Genomic DNA, 16,817 nt, shown 5'->3' with positions numbered 1-16,817 from the left:
ATGGGTTCATTGGTTCTCGGTTTTCAGGAGATGGAAAAAACACAGCTATTGCTCGTTGGCGGAAAAGGATTAAATTTAGGGGAGTTATCAAAAATTGAAGGAATACAAGTACCAGAAGGATTTTGTGTTACAACAGTGGGATATCGAAAAGCCATCGAACAAAACGAAACGTACCAAGCTTTGTTGGATCGACTGACAATTCTAAAAGTAGAAGATCGTGAACAAATTGGTGAAATCAGCAGGAAGATTCGACAAATCATTAATGATGTAGAAATTCCTTCCGATGTTGTGAAAGCAGTTATTCACTTTCTCTCCCAGTTTGGTGATGAACATGCATATGCAGTCCGGTCCAGTGCGACTGCGGAAGATTTACCACACGCCTCTTTTGCTGGTCAACATGACACTTATTTAAATATCATCGGCGTCGATGCCATCTTGCATCATATCAGGAAATGTTGGGCTTCCCTATTTACGGATCGTGCGGTAACTTACCGTATGCAAAATGGATTTGACCACAGTGAAGTTCATTTATCCGTTATCGTTCAAAGGATGGTTTTTCCACATGCTTCAGGGATTTTATTTACAGCTGATCCGATTACTTCTAATCGAAAGCTGCTATCAATCGATGCCAGTTTTGGACTTGGAGAAGCACTGGTTTCTGGCTTGGTTTCTGCCGATTGTTATAAAGTACAGGAAGAGGAAATCGTCGATAAGATGATAGCAACCAAGAAATTGGCTATCCATGGACTAAAAGAAGGCGGAACAGTGAAACAACAGATCGATTCCGATCAGCAAAAGACACAAACACTTACTGATCAACAGATTTTACAACTGGCACGCATCGGAAGACAGATCGAAGCTTATTTTGGTCGCCCACAAGATATCGAATGGTGTTTGGTTGATGATACATTTTATATAGTCCAGAGTCGGCCAATCACTACTTTATACCCGATCCCTGAAGCGAATGATCAAGTAAATCACGTTTATGTATCTGTCGGTCATCAACAAATGATGACTGACCCCATGAAACCATTGGGATTGTCTTTTTTCCTGTTAACGACTCCTGCACCTATGCGTAAAGCTGGCGGGAGGCTGTTTGTTGATGTCACACATATGCTGGCTTCACCAGACAGCAGAAAAATGTTATTAGGTGCCATGGGACAACACGATCCGCTCATGAAAGACGCACTCATTAGCATAATAGAGCGAGGAGATTTCATAAAATCTTTACCAAATGATAAGCAAGAACAGAGTTCCGGTAAAAGCAATAAAAGTGTGATGTCTGCGGATTCTAGGGCACAAATCGAAAACGAGCCGACAATCGTTTCTGATTTGATTAAGAGCAGTCAAACATCGATAGAAGAGTTAAAACAAAACATCCAAACGAAATCAGGATCAGATTTATTTGATTTTATCCTGGAAGATATCCAGATATTAAAGAAGATTTTATTTGACCCAGAAAGTTCAGCTGTTTTTATGGCTGCTATGGATGCTTCCTCATGGATCAATGAAAAAATGAACGAGTGGTTAGGTGAAAAAAACGCAGCAGATACGCTTTCTCAGTCTGTATCAAACAATATTACCTCGGAAATGGGTCTGGCGCTATTGGAGGTCGCAGATGTGATTCGTCCTTATCCGGAAGTCATTGATTATTTACAACATGTAAAAGATGATAACTTTTTGGATGAACTGGTTAAGTTCGAAGGTGGACAAAAAACGCAAGAAGCTATCTATGATTATCTCGGCAAATACGGCATGCGAGGTGCCGGGGAAATCGATATTACTAGAACTCGTTGGAGTGAAAAACCAATTACACTTGTCCCGTTGATTCTTAGTAATATCAAAAACTTTGAGCCTAATGCTAGTAAACGGAAATTTGAGCAAGGGCGACAAGCAGCTTTGAAAAAAGAACAAGCGTTATTAGATCGATTGAAGCAATTACCGGATGGTGATCAAAAAGCCAAGGAAACAAAACGAATGATCGACCTAATTCGGAATTTCATCGGTTATCGTGAATATCCCAAATACGGCATGGTTAGTCGCTATTTCGTTTATAAGCAGGCTTTACTGAAAGAAGCCGACCAACTCGTACAAATAGGCGTCATTCATGAAAAAGAAGATATATACTATCTCACTTTTGAAGAGCTTGGCGAAGTAGTACGCACAAACAAACTGGATTACCAGATCATCAGCAAACGAAAAGACGAGTACGAATTATATGAAAAACTAACTCCCCCACGTGTAATCACGTCTGATGGTGAAATCATTGTAGGTGAGTACAAACGAGAAAATCTTCCAGCCGAAGCTATTGTAGGTCTGCCTGTTTCTTCCGGTGTTATTGAGGGAAGAGCACGTGTCATCTTAAACATGGAAGAAGCTAATCTAGAGGATGGAGATATATTAGTCACTTCCTTTACTGACCCTAGCTGGACACCATTGTTTGTTTCCATAAAAGGCTTAGTCACCGAAGTTGGTGGACTGATGACCCATGGAGCAGTTATCGCACGTGAATATGGCTTACCAGCAGTTGTTGGGGTAGAACATGCGACTGAACTGATAAAAGATGGGCAACGAATTCGAGTGCATGGAACAGAGGGGTATATCGAAATATTGTAATTACTGAATACCTATTGAAATTATTATCGAATAATCATTTTTGTGTTCTCTTAAGCCATTAAAATGCCAAAAATCCCTGCTTTTTGATCAGGGATTTTTTTTCTATGTTAAATGATTGTAATTGATATAAAAACACTACAATGGAGAAACACTTCATATGAGATGGATATCCTGAATTGTATGGAATTAGACTAACTGGAGTTGAATAAGAAACGTAATAAAAAACATACAAGGTGCTTAAAATTTTAACTAGTGTGTTACTTTTTTGTTGAAAAACAGTTTAATTTTCTATAATGGTTCAAACTATTATGTGACTTTAACTTGGGAAGATACGTTCCTTTGACAAGCAACCCTACAGTTGCTTATGGTTGACAAGCAACCGTAGAGTTGCTTATAATTGAAATATGAATTGGGACAAAGACGCTATATTCAAAGCACTAGGCGATTCGACTCGTCGACTTATATTAGACGAACTATCCGAACGCAACGAGTTGACGTTGTATGAACTTACGGTACGTCTCATTATGAAGCACGACCTTTCCATTTCGAGACAGGCGATAGCTAAACATCTTTCTGCATTGGAAGATGCAGGACTCGTAAAATCAAAGCGAAAGGGAAAATATCGGGTACTTATGTTCAACAACGAACCTCTTAAAAACTTGTTGAAAGGATGGATAGAGTAAACTTTTCGGAACAGGACTTCTGACGAATGTGTGGGTTGTTTTGCTTGCAGCCAACTGTTAGCAGTTCACCATACGTTGCAAATATCCAAGGAGGCAAAACAATATGAAAATCATTGTTACCAGTATATTCGTACAAGACCAAGACAAGGCACTGGAATTTTATTCAGAAAAGCTGGGATTTGAAAAAAAGCATGACGTTCCTATGGGGAAATTCAGGTGGATTACGCTTGTTTCTCCCGATGATCATGACGGTACCGAGCTTTTACTCGAACCGAATGAGCACCCTGCCGCAAAGGAGTATCAAAAGAAGATATTTTCCGAAGGCATCCCAGCAACAATGTTTGGCGTTGCAGATATTCGTAAAGAGTACGAACGATTATTGGAAAACGGCGTGAAGTTTACTATGGAGCCGACAAAAATGGGCGAAGTCACAATAGCTGTCTTCGACGATACATGCGGCAACCTTATTCAGATAATGCAGCAGTAACTTTATGATGAAATAGAAGCAAGTGGTATATGAGAGTAAAGCTTTTCTGTTCAATAAAAATAAAGGACGCGATTGTGGAACGAGAAGTAAAAGGGTGGTACAAATATGTACCACCCTTTCTTGGCGGGGAAATAATCGTGACAAATCTACAAGGTAAGCCTGATTTTGAAGAAAAATGTACTGGAATAGCCCAGCTTATTTTGATTTAGTGAAACAATAAGGGTTTGAAGGAATTGTCCAGATGTAGGTTAAATTAAAAGGACATTGAAGTAGTAATCAAATATAATGAAAAGTTATAGAGAAGGGGAACAAAAACTATTGAAATACGAATGGAGAAAACAAGAGAAGAATTTATATATCCCAAAACAAAAATCTGAACTTGTAACAATTCCAGAACAGAAATTCTTTTCGATAAAGGGGAAAGGAAATCCCAATGAGCACGAATTCGCTGAAAAGATAGGTGTTCTTTATTCTTTGGCTTATGCGGTCAGAATGATGCCGAAGCAAGGATACACTCCAGATGGATATTTTGAATATACCGTATATCCATTGGAAGGAATATGGGATTTAACAGAAGAGGGAAGAAAAAAAGATACTTTAAATAAAGATGAATTATTGTATACGATCATGATTAGACAACCGGATTTTGTAACAAAAGAAGTAGTGGAGAGAGCATTTAAACATGTTGAAAAAAAGAAACCACATCCATTTCTAAAAGATGTAAAGTTCGGTACATTTCATGATGGATTATCTGTCCAAATGCTTCATGTAGGCCCATATGATGATGAACCTCAAAGTTTTAAATTAATGAATGAATTCATAAAAAATAATAATCTTGAAAGAATTTCATTACAACACAGAGAAATATATCTTTCTGATTTTAGAAAAGTCGAGCCTGCAAAATTAAAAACTGTGTTGAGATATAAGGTTAAGCCAATAGAATAGGATAATCGCTTCAGTATGTAGATAAAGGGTTCTATCAAAAGTAAAAAAATGGATTGGAACAGTTGTGCGAGACTCCTGCGGGAAAAGCGAGTACCTGTAGAGTAAATTAATGTTCGTTCATAGAGTTTGTCGACAGTCTGAATCTCTTAACTCCTAATATGCATTATTATTTACTGTTGCAAGGATTGTTAAAGAGAGTAATTAAAGTAACAGTTCCGTTATTTCCATAGGATGCAATAAAAGTGACTATAAAATAGAACGGATAAGCGAACAATGTATTAATAGCTGTAAAGCCTTGGTGTTACTGAGTTTCTCAGTTGCCTAGGCTTTTTTTGAATCTCTTATTTAATTGGGCATAATCCATGTATACGTCCATAATTTGGTTAAAGTGAAGCAAGGCTTTCGTCGTTTGAAATTTTCTATACGAGTTTCTGAAGTAACCTAGGCTAAAGCTTCGCCTTATTTTTAAACTAGTTTCGATTAGTGTCTTAAATAAATAGCACCAATTTTCTTCTGCCGCAGCATCTGAAAATCTTCATCTTTGCTTTGCTTCAATACTCTAAATTTGTCAGCTGTATTGAATGGAAGGGTACCGGATATTATTACTGTTTTAAGGATAGCCCATTCCTCACCCAATCTTATTGCATAAAATATTTTTAAGCCAATAAATTGAGAAGGAGGTAATTACTTGGGAGAAAAACAAGGATCAAACAACCATTCTCACTGTTTTGAACCATTCATAAGTCCAAACCCTATTACTTCATTCAATCCTGTTCAACGCTTTCCCAAAATTGATGAAACAGCATTTATAAGTCAGTTTTCCAGCGTCATAGGTGATGTTACCATTAGTGACAATGTCTATGTAGCTCCTAATGTAAGTATACGTGCGGATGAAGGAACTCCTTTTTATATAGGTTCCAATTCAAATATACAGGATGGAGTAATTTTACATGGTTTATTTAATAAAAAAATTGCAGCTGGAACAAAAAGGTATTCAATATTCATTGGAAATGAAGTGACCATCGCTCATGGTGCCCTTGTCCATGGTCCTTGTTATATTGCAGACAAAGTATTTGTTGGCTTTAATTCCATTGTTTATACCGCAATTGTAGGGAAAGGCACATTTATTTCTTATAATGCAGTAGTAACAAATGGCGTTCGAATTCCACCTGATAGGTTTGTACCACCTGGGGCTAATATTGATTCTCAAGAAAAAGCGGATGCACTTTCGCCAGTACCAAAGGATAGTAAGGAATTTGCACATGAAGTTCAACGAGTCAATCAGGAATTCCCCGCATCTTATCACTTGTTATTCGGGAAAAACCGGTGCTCCTGCGGATTTGCCTATGACCAACGTTAAAATGCGAAATTCAGATAATAATAAAAGAGAAGAATATTATTTTCCAATAGATCACTAAAACTAATGGGACACCACAAATCAGTAGTTAACGACCTTGGGGTGAACTAATTAGAAACGGGGAATAGCGAAGATTCGGGAGCTGCCTTAAAGGCAGCCTTTTTATTCGCAGCTATCGGGGCAATTTTTTGGAAGAAGAATTCACGCATGCTTACGAACAACTAATTGAAAAAATCATGTAAAGGTGAAAACTGAAGAACTATAATAGTGATCTTACATATGGTGAAAGGCGGAATTTAATAACGTGGCAAAAGGTATCACTAAGTAAAAATTTATGATGTAGAATTGAACCAGCAGGTGATACTGGGTTTTAGGTCAAAGTTAACTTCAAATGCCTAGGAAACCAATTAATGCTATCCATATATACTAAAGGGCGTGATGCGAGCATACCACTCGGTTACCTTATTTTCGTGCTTTTTGTCGCTTTGTGCACGTATGTCCGCAAATTGGAAATATTAAAGAGCGAGAAGATCTATAAAAAGAATATAGAATTACTAAGTAGAATTTCAACGTACAACTAAATGTGAAGGAAAAGAGCGTTAATCCTTATTTGATCAACACTCAAGTTCGGGCAGTAACATTCACTTCATTTTTTAGGTTTGATTTCATTAATGATATAAATCTGTTGCTCATTCAGCATTTGGGATTTTTTCCAGTTGCTAAACAATGAACTTTTGTCTTTGCGTAAAATTGTGCAGAAAAATATACATTTTTCATTTAATTATACAAAAATCTCAATTTAACATGCAGTTAGGTTTTCCCCGATACAGCGCCTTTTTTTGATACAGGAGCATTTTTGCCTAATATAACAGAAAAGACAACAATCACAGCTATTACAAGAGTGAAAATCGTGATGGATTCATCTAGAAATACTGTTGCAAATAGAATCATTAAAAATGGTTGTAAGTATTGAATCTGGCTAACTCTTGCTATCCCGCCCATAGCCATTCCGCTATACCAAGCAACATATGCTAGAAATTGACTAACGAATGCGAGATAAATGAAACCGATCCAAGCTTGTAATGGGGCATGAAGCATTTCAGTCGTGAGGTTTAGTCCAACTGGAATAATGAAAAATGGAGCACCGATCATTATTGCCCAAGCAATCACTTGCCAGCTGCCTAATTCTTTCGCTAATTTCCCCCCTTCTGCGTAACTAAGTCCGAGTATGATCACTGCCGTTAATAAAGCTAAATCGGCAAATTGCAATTGACCGAACCCAAGATGGAGTGCATACATAATGACAGCTAAAGAGCCGATTATACTTGAAGCCCAGAATTTGATTGAAGGGATTTCACCCGCTCTAAACATAGCAAATCCAGCTGTCGCTAACGGTAACAGTGCTACTTCCACAGCTCCATGAGAAACAGGCAAGGATTCCATTGCCCAGGAAGTGAGGAGCGGAAATCCTAAAACTGCACCAATAGCAACAATAAGTAGACTTTTGAATTGGCTTGGAGAAGGCAGTTTTTCCTTTCGGACGATCAATACCACAGCTACTAAAATAGCAGCAACAACCGTTCTTCCTAAACCGACGACCGTAGTCCCAAAATACTCTACAGCAATACTTGTAGCGGGGAGCGTTAAGCTAAAACAAATGACGCCTACTAATCCCAACAATAATCCTAATTTCTCCCTGGTTACTCCCTGCATTTCTTCCAACCCCAATCTTTATATTTTGTATCACATCTGTACCATTTTTTACTTATCTTAAAAACAGTTTTGATATAATTAACATACTATGAGTACATTCAATAAAAATAAACCATTTTTTCGCCTATCTGTCCTGGTACAGATGAAGGAGGACCAATATATTGAACTCAAAATATATAAAGATAATGGAAGATATTAAGCTTCGACTTGAAGATGGTTCGCTAATTGCAGGCAGTAAACTTCCTTCGGTTCGTCAGTTATCTGCGTATTTTTCATGTAGCAAAAATACGGTCATTAAAGCATACGTAGAACTTGAAAAAGAGCATTTAATCTATTCTGTTCCTAAAAGCGGCTACTATGTTGTGAATGAATATCAAAAAGAGACGGTAGAAACTGAGGTGATTGATTTTTTGTCTGCCGGTCCAGATAAAAATGTTATGCCTTATGTGGAATTTCAACATTGTATGAATCAAGCAATCGACCATTATAAAGAAGAGCTTTTTACATACTCAGATCAACAAGGGCTTTACTCTCTGCGAGTACAGTTGGTGAAATATTTGCAAAATTTACAGGTGTTCACTCAACCGGAGAGATTAGTGGTTGTTTCTGGCTCGCAGCAAGCCCTTAATTTATTAGTTTCTATGCCATTCCCAAATGGAAAAAACAATATTCTGATTGAACAGCCTACTTATTTCGGAGTCATTGAGTCGATCAATCTGCATCAAGCTACTACTATTGGTATTGAATTATCAATGGAAGGGATTGATCTTGATCGACTTGAATACATTTTTCGAAATAATGATATAAAATTTTTCTATATGATCCCGAGATTTCACAATCCACTTGGACATAGTTACACGAATAGCGAAAAGAAAAAAATCGTTGAGTTAGCTGAAAAATACGATGTATATATAGTGGAGGATGATATTTTAGGAGACCTTGATCCAAATCCAAAATCAGATCCTTTATTTTCCTTTGATCCTTCTGGGAGAGTGATCTATATTAAAAGCCTTTCGAAAATCTTTCTCCCAGGATTAAGGATTGGTACTGTCGTTCTTCCGGCATTAATGATTAACAATTTTTTGCGATATAAATTCAGTTCTGATTTTAATAGTTCAGCACTTTCTCAAGGTGCGCTAGAAATCTATTTAAAAAGCGGTATGTTTAATAGCCATCTTAAAAAAGTAAAAGAGGTATACCGTACTAAAATGCAAATCCTTCAAGAAGCATGTGATGAATTGCTGCCGGCCAATACTTCTTTTTCTAAACCGAATTCAGGATTCTATCTTTCCATCAGTTTGCCCGAGAATGTGAAAGCAAAACAGGTGGTTCATATGCTAAACGAACAGCATATATATGTTGATGATGCCTCAAGGATGTTTTTAGCAGAATATAAAAAGGAAAATCTCGTTCGATTATGCATCTCTCAAGTGAACGAGAGTCAAATTAAACTAGGGATAGAACGATTGGCTCACTGTATTTCTTTAATTGACAGAAGAAAAAATCATATTACTCCTAATAACTTTTTACTCATTTAGAAAGTGTCGGTTTTTTTTTCATCACAACCTACATTCTAACTTGTCCTTCCTTTAAAAAAGAGCTTGTCTATAAGGGTAGGTTCTGATATGATTGTTTGATAAATTTTTTAAGGGGTTTAGAGAGGGTGAGTCAATTGACTAAAAACCTTAGACAATTGAAAAACGTTTCGGTGTTCCAAACGCTTCTAACTTAGAAAAATAATTTAGAAGCGAGGAATAATTACATGAAAAATCAAAGAATCTTTAATAAATCATTTCTTTTTTTATTTATAAGCAACTTTTTAGTTTTTATTGGGTTTGAAATGTTGCTTCCTATTTTGCCTGCCTATTTGTTAAGCATGAATGCATCTTCCATTCAGGTTGGTCTAGTAACATCATTATTTACGATAGGTGCTGTTTTAATCAGGCCCTTTGTAGGGTACTATTTAATGGATAACCAGAGAAGAAGTCTGGCCATTTGTGCAAGTGCAGCTTTAATGGTCATTACAATTCTATATCCGTTTCTTAATATGATATGGCTTCTTCTATTGTTAAGGCTTTTCCATGGTGCAGCTTGGGGGGTATCAACCACAGCTAATAGTACAATGGTAGTGGACTTAGTTCCCAAGACACACTTAGGAGAAGGAATAGGGTATTTTTCTATATCTACAACAGTCGGGGCTATCGTTGCACCGAGTATAGGGATCCTTATCTATGACTCTTTTTCCTTCGATATTTTGATATGGTCATCAGCAGTATTGAGCTTATTGGCAGTACTTGCGCTTCAATTTGTGCATTCACCTACAATTGTAAAGCGTGATAAGAAGCCATTTCGCTTTTGGGATATGATTTTTGAAAAAGACGTATGGTTCCCAGCAGTACTTACGGTTATTACAACACTAGGTTTTGGGGCTATCATCACTTTTTTGGTTCTTTTTGGAAAACAAAAAGGAGTAGATCATATTTTTCTATTCTTCCTTATCAATGCAACTGTCTCAACTTTACTACGTCCGTTTACGGGAAAATGGTATGACAAAAAAGGGCCTTGGTCTATTATCATCATGTCAGCTGTGTTAGGATTTTTTTCACTTGTTATCCTGTCATATATGACAAATGATTCTCAACTTATCATTGCGGCGATTTTATTTGGTGCAGGTTATGGAACTGTTATGCCATGTTTACAAACATGGACCGTTCAAAAGGTAAGTGAAGAAAAAAGAGGAGCAGCCAACGCAACCTTTTTTTCCAGTTTCGACGTTGGTGTTGGAGTTAGCGCATTTGTATTAGGCATTTTAGCTGAATGGATCAGTTTGGAGATGATCTTCAGGTTTGTTAGTCTAAGTTTTATGGTTGTTGCTGTTTTAGTCTATAAGGATTATATAAATGAAAAGTTAGGGCATAATAAATCGATCTAAAACGAATCCACCTCTATTTTACTAGAGGTGGATTTGTTTGTTAGATTATAATACCAATATGGCTATACATCTAGTCTACTCGTACGCATATATGGGATGTATAGAAAAAGCAGCTAATAATCTAGTCGGCAGGACAAGTGTTAAAAATCAACGCTTCCTTTTTTATTTGTCCGATTCCACAGTAATTTTCTTGCCAGTAGAAGTGCTTTGATTTACGAATCTCACGCCCAAAGCCATATCAAATTTCCCAGGTGCGAAGTTTGAGTTATAATAGTAAAAAACATCCGTCTATATAGATGAATGTCAGCAAGCTTCATGATTAATACATAAAAAGGATTGGTGAATAAAATGGCAATTGTTGATGTAACAGTTATTCCTGTCGGTACACAAACTCCAAGTGTTAGCAGCTATGTGGCAGATATTCAAAGAGTATTAAAGCAATATGAAGAGAAGGGAGAAATCCGTTTTCAACTGACACCCATGAATACCATCATTGAAGGCGACCTGCCTAAATTGTTTGAAGTGATCCAAGCGATGCACGAAGTACCTTTTGCAAAAGGTCTTGCTAGAGTCTGTACGAATATCCGAATCGATGACCGTCGTGATAAAGAACGCAAGATGGAAGACAAAGTAAAGCGAGTGAAGGGCATGCTTGAGGAATAACAGCTTCTTTAGTAATAGGGACAGATATATCTCGTTTTTCGTTGATATATTGCAGTTTTCGGAGATATATCTTGATTTTCGTAGATATATTGCTGTTTTTCGGAGATATATCCCGATTTTCAATTAATGTCAATGTATTAATTGCTTTAAAGCCTTGGTATTACTGATTTCTCAGTTACCAAGGCTTTTTTTATTTATTATTTAATGAAAGGGAGCCGATTGGTGATTCCATTTCATAGATTTTCATATTCTATCTTGCATAATCCTTGTATTTATATAACCATTTCACTTTTTTCTTGTCATTAGCATGCTACGGTATCTTCTTTACCGGCTTCCATCTGCCATACTGCATGAGTTGAGGTAGTGAGTGTAGATAATTCATAAACGTTCGCCATAAAGTTCTTTTTCTTCAATTGGATGAAAAAGAGTGAATCCTTTTGAACAAAATACAAACCTTCTATCTATCTCGAATCCAGCCTTATTCAAAATTTCAACAGTTCCATGCGAACCTGTGCCAGCATACCCGCAACTACAACCTGATAGGTGCAGCTCATTTCCTTTTTTGTCTATAAGGATGAGATCGCTATCAAGCAAAATATTATCTTTATTAATTTCTTTAACTATTTTTGCAATTTTAAAACGGTCAAAATGATCTTTAACTGCTTCGAATAGGGCAATACTTTTATTGGTAATGCCACAGTCTTCACCGTAATCTTTTATGACGAATACTTCCCGCTCATATGACTTCTTATAAAGTTTGTATTTTTGGTAAGTGATGTCATTAATTTTACATATTAGTGGACTATTACTATCCAGTTTTTGATTAAACATTGCACCCCTCCTAAATAGTTAGTTTATTAAGTTTATTAGGAGAAAAAGAGATTAGTACTAAGAAGCTGATATAAGGGAAAAAAATTTTTCATTTTTGATTCTCGTTTAACTGGTAGGAGGAAGTGAAATTGTGATGTGAAATTAAAAAGCACCCAAATAGGTGCTTCCTAGTTATATATCTTCTTAAAGTAATGAACAAACATAATGTTCATTATCATTTCGACTATAGCATTAATGCTTACATCGATAATATTAGTTTCCTCAAGTGAATGATAAGGGGCAAATAAGACAATATAAATAGAGCCAATGATAGTTAAAAGTATGGTCCATAAGCTGTTACGAATAAAAAGTGGAATCATTAAGCTAAAAAAGGGCAAGAAGAAATCTAATTCTTTCCTACTTCTCTTTTTATAAATACCGACTAAAAGATAGATTGCAATCACATTGATAATAATAAATAAAATTAAATCCATAACATCATACCCATTCATAGATGAAGGGTTATAAATTTCAGACAGTGAAAACATTGTTAGAGCAACTAGTAACCAAAAAGTTATCCGGTATCTTTTCTTTTGTTTGCCAGTTATTCTTCCAGTCTGTAAAGACATGACGAGTTTGTTAATATTCCAAAAATACATTACTGTCTCCTTTTGTAGATTATCAGACTAATTATAGAGTAGGGTCTACGTAAAAAACCATCTTTATTAAATTCCCCTGTCCATACTCATTACATCTTTCGAAACATAAAAAAATCCGGATAATGGACACTTTTTTATGTGTTTATTAACTTGGGTGGATTTTTTTTGTTCATTTTGTAGGCTGGGTACTTCGACAAGGTTAAGCGGAGGCAGCATCAAATGTATTGACCGGAGAAGGACATGAAAATACGGTTTACGAACTTTCTGGTAAGCCAATGACTCAAGAGGAATTAACATCTGCCCTTGGGGATGGATTAGTGAAAGAAGTACATGTACAGCAAGTTGATGATATTGCTTATGCGAACATGATGAATGGTGCAGGGGTACCAGAAGCATACCTCCCTATGCTTGTAAAATACGTAAAAAGGTATTCGAAATGGTGGGTTAGAGATAGAGAGCAACGATTTAAAAAAATTACTAGGTCGCTCTTCTACACCAATAAATGAAGCTTTGAGTCAAATTGTCGATCAAATTTCCCAAACGGGAGTTTAAGTTTAATCAAAAATGACCTCCTCATATGTAATGAGGGCATCCTAACCACTAGAACATATCGTAACCGTCTATCCATAGAGTAGACGGTTTTTTATGTTATTAGAAATATGCATTTAAGTGTGTGCCTAAACACCTCCTGAATGTTTTTAGAAATCATCGAATGGCACTCATTGTCTGGGTGCTTTTTCTCTGTATAAATGTAATTTAATTACTATGGGGACAAGCACAAGCGTAATTAAATAATTTCCATAATATAAAGCAATGCGTGATTTGGAGGTGAATTACATGGGAAAAGAAAAAGAGGAAAAAAATAATAGTAAGAAAGATAAATATTATAGTAATAAAGATAAAAATAATAGTAAGAAAGACAAAAAGTCTAAAGAAGAAAAATGCTGTTTTAAATTGGAATATAGTTTTAAACTAGAGAAATGCAGTAATAAAGAGGATAAAAAATGTTGTAAGAGTAAAGATAAAAATTGTGACAAGAAAAAAGAAGATAAAAATTGTGACAAGAAAAAAGAAGATAAAAATGACAGCAAGAAAAAAGAGGATAAAAAATGATGTTGTGATTGCAGTAAAAACAAGAAACAATTGCTAACACCATTAAGGGTTAGAACCCATTTCCAGGGAGCATCCATTCATTGGGTGCTCTTTATTTTGGGAAATAATGTGACTTGAGGGTATCATACAAGTGTAGGAAAGTTCCTCATATGCATTTAGCTAAAAACAATATTTCGGAAAATTTAAGTGATTCTATGTCTTTAGAAGAAGAGGGTTACCTCTCTGGAACTCAATCAGTTCCAGTTGACGGAAAACAGTTTTATTAAATAGGAAAGACATGATACCGAAGAATATGACAACCCCTCTTTGTCATACCCTTTATAAAAAGATAAGGGTGTGACAATTCTGAGTATGAAGAAAAACGACCAAATCGTTATTTATATAATAAAAGGCTCAACAATTAAAAGGTTCTTAATCCTAGATCTAATTATTGGATCAGGAATTTTTTATGTAGTCAAATTCATTTCTTCAAGCATATTAATAGCGAGTGCGAGCAGTTTTGTTGGAACAGAAGGAATAAAAAAGGCACCGAAAGTTCTGAAAAATGCAATTGGATTAATATCCTAAAGGATTATACATTCCACAAAATCGAGCGTTGTTTAACAAGAAGAGAATACATATTGTAAAGGTCTGATATGTATTCTCCATTTTACAATGATACAACGTTGGCGTTCTCTACGTATTTTTCCATACAGTTGCATACTTCTTTTGATATTTTGCAACCTCTTCTTTTTCAACTAAATTCAGTGCGATTTGCTTAATTTCTTCATCTTTTATTTCATTAAATAAATTCCTAAGTCCTTGAATAATATCAAAACGAATTAACGTGTAGTTTTTTTCATGAACACAATTTAAATACCGATCAACAAGACTACTTATTACCATTTCTTTTTGCTCAGTGCCAGCTAGACCTATTTTCCATATAGATTGTAGGCTATGTCTTGCGGTGACGAATTTTTTATCTTTTGTCACTTCCCAAACCAATGGGAAATCCTTTATCATTCTTTTTTCAGGATCACTTTTCGCCAAACTGCAAAGAAATTGTGCCGCCCTAGATCTTCGGTGGTTATCAGAATGAGTTAAATCCTCCTTCAATTGTTCCCATACATCATAAGCCCAGTCCACCTCTTCTTTGGTAGAAGCAAGGATATGATTGTAGGCTTCGAATTGTAAGTCCTTATCTTGAGAAAGTAAATTTTCAAAAGAAGTTAGTATAGTACGATCCATTAGATACACTCCTTCTTAAAATATGATAGGCAGCCTCTCATCACAGTTGTACTGTCCCGAATAGCCAATTAGTTCAATATAATTAATTCAAATAAAAATATACGTACAATAACTTTCTCGAGAAGCGGCCATTTTTAGCGGGCTTAAAGCTCGCCTGTATTTGAAGTTAAAATTCAATAACCTAATTAGGCTGTACCGAACGTATACATCTATAATGAAGCATTTTAATTTGGGGGGAATTATGACACATCCACATAAAGTGAAACCCTATTTATTGACACGTAGTTTGCAACCGGAAAATCAGGAGACACCGATTCATTTCATCAATAATGATAGCAAGGAAAATCAATTATTTTATAGAAGGAACCACTTTTCTTATCCGACTCTTTCCTATTCAAACTATTGGCTCCCTATAAATGGGTTAGTATCCGCTCCTTTACTACTGTCCATGCAAGACATTCTTCAATATCCATCAAAAACTGTGGAAGTTGTCCTTGAATGTTCGGGTGACAAGCGTAATCTCTTCGAACCCAAAATATTTGGAGAACAATGGGGAAAGGGAGCTATCAGCCAAGGTAGGTGGAAGGGTGTACCATTACGGACATTACTTGAATTATCTGGAATAGGGGAAGGGACAAAAGAAGTTGTCGTAGAGGGCTATGATTATGGAAATAGGAAAGATCTAGATGAGGTTTATACCTATACCAGGAGTTTGCCTATCGAGAAAGCACTGCATCCAGATACCATTATTGCATATGAATATAATAACCAGCCAATTCCTTTTAAACATGGCTATCCATTGAGGTTAATAGTTCCGCAGTGGTATGCAATGGCATCCGTTAAGTGGATAAAGCAGATAAGTGTTATTGATTCTACATTCAATGGGCCGTTTCAAACAATTGATTATGTATATTATCCAAATAAAGACAATGATCATGGTGCATTTCCAGTTACTACAATAAATATCAATTCGACTATCCAAAAACCGCTGGATATGGAAATGATAAATACTGGTAAGCATTTAATAAAAGGAATTGCTTGGACAGGAAAAGGAGTAATTACAAAGGTGGAAATTAGTCTTGATGGTGGCTATACATGGAGAAACGCCGATATATTACCTCGACAGAATATTGTTTACGGATGGGTTAGTTGGTCATTTGAATGGACTATACTAAAAAAAGGTGAGTATACGATTAAATCCAGAGCAACAGATTCATTTGGTCAAATTCAACCGAATTTTCCTTTTTGGAATAAAAAAGGTTATGGGTATAATGCCATTGATAAAATTGAAGTTAAGGTAGAATGACTATCAATTCATCTTTAGGGAAAGAAACGGGAGAATAAATTATAAAGAAGAATATAAGTGATCCAATCGATAAGAAAAAAATCAGCCTAATCATCTTTGAAATTGTTTAAATCAATGTAGATTATCGTTGAAAATTACAGGAACGTATGAAAAAGAGTCGCCCGTTTCCGTATCAGAAACTCCTTCAGTGGATATAGCGTTAAGAAAATGGATTTGGCCAAATAACGGTTTTGTGTTACAGAGAAACACCCTTCCAAAAGAGTTTTGGAGGGTTATTTGGCATGGCCAATTAAGTACTTAGCTGGT

The 16,817-nt window shown here is 36.0% G+C and carries 16 protein-coding genes; 12 read left to right on the top strand and 4 right to left on the bottom strand.

All coding sequences use genetic code 11. The features are described 5' to 3' along the window. The 6 genes from ppsA (at position 1) to MPH60_RS13520 (ending at position 6,091) form a co-directional block, all read left to right on the top strand. Complete coding sequence (ppsA, locus tag MPH60_RS13540; RefSeq protein ID WP_241592879.1) at positions 1 to 2,616, top strand: phosphoenolpyruvate synthase; 2,616 nt, start codon at positions 1 to 3, stop codon at positions 2,614 to 2,616. Positions 2,617 to 3,020: 404 nt separating this feature from the next. Next, a complete protein-coding gene (locus MPH60_RS13535; RefSeq protein ID WP_101221498.1) occupies positions 3,021 to 3,299 on the top strand; it encodes an ArsR/SmtB family transcription factor in 279 nt (92 codons plus the stop codon). A 103-nt stretch (positions 3,300 to 3,402) separates the two neighbouring features. Beyond that, a complete protein-coding gene (locus tag MPH60_RS13530) occupies positions 3,403 to 3,786 on the top strand; it encodes a VOC family protein (protein WP_241592880.1) in 384 nt (127 codons plus the stop codon). Positions 3,787 to 3,860: 74 nt separating this feature from the next. Beyond that, positions 3,861 to 3,995 (top strand): hypothetical protein, encoded by a 135-nt coding sequence (locus MPH60_RS27815; RefSeq protein WP_272492875.1) that lies wholly within the window; start codon positions 3,861 to 3,863, stop codon positions 3,993 to 3,995. Positions 3,996 to 4,104: 109 nt separating this feature from the next. Next, the gene (locus tag MPH60_RS13525) at positions 4,105 to 4,731 is read left to right on the top strand and encodes a GyrI-like domain-containing protein (protein ID WP_241592882.1); all 627 of its coding nucleotides are present in this window, start codon (positions 4,105 to 4,107) and stop codon (positions 4,729 to 4,731) included. Positions 4,732 to 5,419: 688 nt separating this feature from the next. Continuing rightward, a complete protein-coding gene (locus MPH60_RS13520; RefSeq protein WP_241592883.1) occupies positions 5,420 to 6,091 on the top strand; it encodes a carbonate dehydratase in 672 nt (223 codons plus the stop codon). A gap of 807 nt (positions 6,092 to 6,898) precedes the next feature. Here the strand turns inward: MPH60_RS13520 and MPH60_RS13515 are convergent. Then, a complete protein-coding gene (locus tag MPH60_RS13515; RefSeq protein ID WP_241592884.1) occupies positions 6,899 to 7,801 on the bottom strand; it encodes a DMT family transporter in 903 nt (300 codons plus the stop codon). 161 nt (positions 7,802 to 7,962) lie between these two features. Here MPH60_RS13515 and MPH60_RS13510 point away from each other — a divergent pair, with 161 nt between their 5' ends. From MPH60_RS13510 to MPH60_RS13500, 3 genes are all read left to right on the top strand, one after another. Beyond that, positions 7,963 to 9,339, top strand: a complete 1,377-nt coding sequence (locus MPH60_RS13510) for an aminotransferase-like domain-containing protein (RefSeq protein ID WP_241592885.1) — start codon at positions 7,963 to 7,965, stop codon at positions 9,337 to 9,339. A gap of 224 nt (positions 9,340 to 9,563) precedes the next feature. Further along, positions 9,564 to 10,733: an MFS transporter gene (locus MPH60_RS13505; protein WP_241592886.1), complete on the top strand. Its 1,170-nt coding sequence runs from the start codon at positions 9,564 to 9,566 to the stop codon at positions 10,731 to 10,733. A 348-nt stretch (positions 10,734 to 11,081) separates the two neighbouring features. Beyond that, positions 11,082 to 11,396 (top strand): MTH1187 family thiamine-binding protein, encoded by a 315-nt coding sequence (locus MPH60_RS13500; RefSeq protein ID WP_241592888.1) that lies wholly within the window; start codon positions 11,082 to 11,084, stop codon positions 11,394 to 11,396. 378 nt (positions 11,397 to 11,774) lie between these two features. On the opposite strand, the gene MPH60_RS13495 is transcribed toward MPH60_RS13500, so the two are convergent. Together MPH60_RS13495 and MPH60_RS13490 are read right to left on the bottom strand one after the other, a co-directional pair. Then, positions 11,775 to 12,227: a hypothetical protein gene (locus tag MPH60_RS13495; RefSeq protein ID WP_241592890.1), complete on the bottom strand. Its 453-nt coding sequence runs from the start codon at positions 12,225 to 12,227 to the stop codon at positions 11,775 to 11,777. Between the two features lie 167 nt (positions 12,228 to 12,394). Beyond that, positions 12,395 to 12,865, bottom strand: a complete 471-nt coding sequence (locus MPH60_RS13490; RefSeq protein WP_241592894.1) for a hypothetical protein — start codon at positions 12,863 to 12,865, stop codon at positions 12,395 to 12,397. A 224-nt stretch (positions 12,866 to 13,089) separates the two neighbouring features. On the opposite strand from MPH60_RS13490, the gene MPH60_RS13485 reads away from it, so the two are divergent. Beyond that, on the top strand, positions 13,090 to 13,371 hold the full coding sequence (locus MPH60_RS13485; protein ID WP_405389940.1) for a hypothetical protein: 282 nt from the start codon (positions 13,090 to 13,092) through the stop codon (positions 13,369 to 13,371). A 331-nt stretch (positions 13,372 to 13,702) separates the two neighbouring features. Then, positions 13,703 to 13,978 (top strand): hypothetical protein, encoded by a 276-nt coding sequence (locus tag MPH60_RS13480; RefSeq protein ID WP_241592895.1) that lies wholly within the window; start codon positions 13,703 to 13,705, stop codon positions 13,976 to 13,978. A gap of 675 nt (positions 13,979 to 14,653) precedes the next feature. Here the strand turns inward: MPH60_RS13480 and MPH60_RS13470 are convergent. Beyond that, a complete protein-coding gene (locus tag MPH60_RS13470) occupies positions 14,654 to 15,205 on the bottom strand; it encodes a hypothetical protein (RefSeq protein ID WP_241592896.1) in 552 nt (183 codons plus the stop codon). A 241-nt stretch (positions 15,206 to 15,446) separates the two neighbouring features. Between MPH60_RS13470 and MPH60_RS13465 the strand changes: the two genes are divergently transcribed. Further along, positions 15,447 to 16,511, top strand: a complete 1,065-nt coding sequence (locus MPH60_RS13465; RefSeq protein WP_241592897.1) for a sulfite oxidase — start codon at positions 15,447 to 15,449, stop codon at positions 16,509 to 16,511. The last annotated feature ends 306 nt before the right edge of the window (positions 16,512 to 16,817 follow it).

The sequence above is a fragment of the Peribacillus sp. Aquil_B1 genome (assembly GCF_022603275.1).
GTDB lineage: Bacteria > Bacillota > Bacilli > Bacillales > DSM-1321 > Peribacillus.
This window is presented reverse-complemented; position numbering and strand designations above follow the sequence as displayed.